This window comes from Pigmentiphaga sp., from assembly GCF_019689535.1.
Lineage (GTDB): Bacteria > Pseudomonadota > Gammaproteobacteria > Burkholderiales > Burkholderiaceae_B > Pigmentiphaga.
The window spans coordinates 1-2,417 of sequence record NZ_JADGHH010000323.1 but is presented as its reverse complement, the minus strand read 5'-3'; the positions used below and the strand labels follow the sequence as shown (position 1 = coordinate 2,417).

At 66.4% G+C, this 2,417-nt stretch carries 2 protein-coding genes and 1 pseudogene; 2 read left to right on the top strand and 1 reads right to left on the bottom strand.

Going from position 1 to position 2,417, the window contains the following annotated elements; genetic code table 11:
- Positions 1-223: 223 nt before the first annotated feature.
- Positions 224-1,000: an enoyl-CoA hydratase gene (locus IRZ12_RS17310; protein ID WP_296471269.1), complete on the bottom strand. Its 777-nt coding sequence runs from the start codon at positions 998-1,000 to the stop codon at positions 224-226.
- Positions 1,001-1,163: 163 nt separating this feature from the next.
- Between IRZ12_RS17310 and IRZ12_RS17305 the strand changes: the two genes are divergently transcribed.
- Positions 1,164-1,814 (top strand): nucleotidyltransferase family protein, encoded by a 651-nt coding sequence (locus IRZ12_RS17305; protein WP_296471265.1) that lies wholly within the window; start codon positions 1,164-1,166, stop codon positions 1,812-1,814.
- A 119-nt stretch (positions 1,815-1,933) separates the two neighbouring features.
- Positions 1,934-2,417: pseudogene (locus IRZ12_RS17300) on the top strand (peptidase M61); the annotation flags it as partial.

The following is a 2,417-nucleotide window of genomic DNA, read 5'->3' as shown; positions in this document are numbered from 1 at the left end:
CGTAACTGCTGGCACAAGGCCGTCATCTCACTCGCCGCAACCGCCGCTTCGCTCTTGCGTTGCGTCGTTCGCATCGAGAACGAAACTATAGCACGGTTTAAAACGGGCACGCAAATTTGGTCCGGGTTTTCCCTTCCGTACAACTACTAAAAAGGGGGCTGCCGCCCCCTCGGATGACGCGAAAACCGCGCTGTATCGCGGTTTTATCACTCAGAAATTTTTTTCACCGATGCTTGAACACCGGGGGCCGCTTCGCCAGGAAAGCCTCCATTCCCTCTTTCTGGTCTTCCGTTCCGAACAAGGAGTGGAACAGCCGGCGCTCGAATAGCAGCCCTTCGGAGAGCGGGGTTTCAAACGCCCGGTTCACGGCTTCCTTGGCCATCATCACGGAAGGCAGCGACATGGACGCGATGACGGTCGCCATCTCCACCGCTTCCTCGAGCAGCCGATCCGCAGCCACTACCCGCGACACCAGCCCCGCCCGCTCGGCTTCGGCCGCATCCATCATCCGCCCGGTGAGGATCAGGTCCATGGCCTTGGCCTTGCCGACCGCTCGCGGCAGCCGCTGCGATCCGCCCGCCCCGGGGATGATGCCCAGCTTGATCTCGGGCTGGCCGAACTTGGCGTTGTCCGCAGCGACCAGGATGTCGCACATCATGGCGAGCTCGCAGCCGCCGCCCAGGGCATACCCGGCTACCGCGGCGATGACCGGCTTGCGGATCTTGCGCAGGGTCTCCCAGTTGCGGGTGATGTAGTCCGAGCCGTAGACGTCCATGTAGGACCAGTCCTTCATTGCGCCGATATCGGCCCCCGCGGCGAACGCCTTTTCGCTGCCCGTGATGATCATGGCGCCGATCTCCGGATCGGCATCGAACGCAAGCAGCGCGGCCCCCAGTTCATCCATCAGGGCATCGTTCAACGCATTCAGCGCCTTGGGGCGATTCAGCGTCAAGAGCCCGACGCGGCCTCGGCGCTCGACAAGAACCAGAGCTTCGCTCACAACCACAACCTCCCGTACCTACCTATGTCAAGAAAAGCGATGGAGACGGCCGGCCAGTGCAAGCGCCGGTCCTGACGGCAAGCATACCTTGCCCACAGGCGGGCGACTTGAGTTTCGCCACGCCATGGCGCACCATCTTCCGTTTCATGTAGGAAGCGCAGCCATGGTGCAAGGAGCAAGCAGCGGACGCGTCATCATCGGACTCTTGCTGGCGGCGGGGCGCGGCTCCCGGTATTCCCCGGACGGAAGCGCCAACAAGCTATTGGCGCAGGTCGACGGACAGCCCGTGTGCGTGGCCGCGGCGCGCGCACTCGGTGCCGCCCTGCCCCGGCTCGCAGCCGCCACGTCCCCGGCGGCGCCTGCCGTGGCCGACGCGCTGGGGCGCGCTGGCTGCGAAGTCATCGTCTGCGACCGATCCGCGGCAGGCATGGGCGCGACGCTCGCCCAGGCCGTCACCCATCTAATGGAAAGCACCCGCGCGGCCGGGGATGACGCCCCGGCCTGGTGCGTCATGCCTGCCGACATGCCCTGGCTACACCCCGCCACGGTCGCAACGCTGCGCGATGCCTGGCTCGCCTTGCCGCCAGGCAGACGCGAACAAGCGGTGCTGGCGCCCACCTACCGGGACGTGCGCGGCCACCCCGTCCTGTTCGGTCCCGGGTGGGGGCCTCGCCTGGCGATGCTGGACGGCGACGAAGGTGCCCGGCGCCTGGTCGCCGGCCAGGTCATGCCCATCCCGGTGAGTGATCCCGGCTGCCTGCGAGACGTCGACACACCGGACGACCTGGCGCGCGGACCGACGCAGCTGGCCTAACATAGAAGGGCAAGACAAAGGCAAGACTAGGACTCCAACCCGCCCCGACCGCTTCTTCTTTGATGCCGGCGCATGGCTGCCGCCCACGAGCCTGCCAGCCGGCCCGCCTGTTGAACCTCATGACCGACGCCATCCTTTATCGACTCGAGCCGACCGACTTGGCCGGCCACCGTTGCACCGTCACGCTCACCATCCCCGAGCCCGACCCCGCCGGACAGCGGGTCAGCCTGCCCGCATGGATTCCCGGCAGCTACATGATCCGGGACTTCGCCCGCCAGATCGAACGCATCGAGGCGCGGTCGGGGGGGCGCCGGGTCGTACTGGACAAGCTCGATAAACATACGTGGCAGGCCGCGCCCTGCCGCGGCCCCTTGCAGATCACGTACGTCGTCTACGCCTGGGACCTTTCCGTACGCGCCGCGCACCTGGACGAAACCCACGGTTTCTTCAACGGCACCAGCGTTTTCCTGCGCGTCGCCGGACAAGAAGACAAGCCTTGCCTGCTCGAGCTGGTTCCACCCCGCCGGCAAGACTGGAAGGTCTACACCAGCCTGCCCGAAGCCCCCGGCCACCCGGCCCGCGCTCCCCGCCACGGGTTCGGGA

Coding starts and splice junctions, on each gene's coding strand:
- IRZ12_RS17305 (WP_296471265.1), top strand. CDS start 1,164: ATGGTGCAAGGAGCAAGCAGCGGACGCGTCATCATCGGACTCTTGCTG.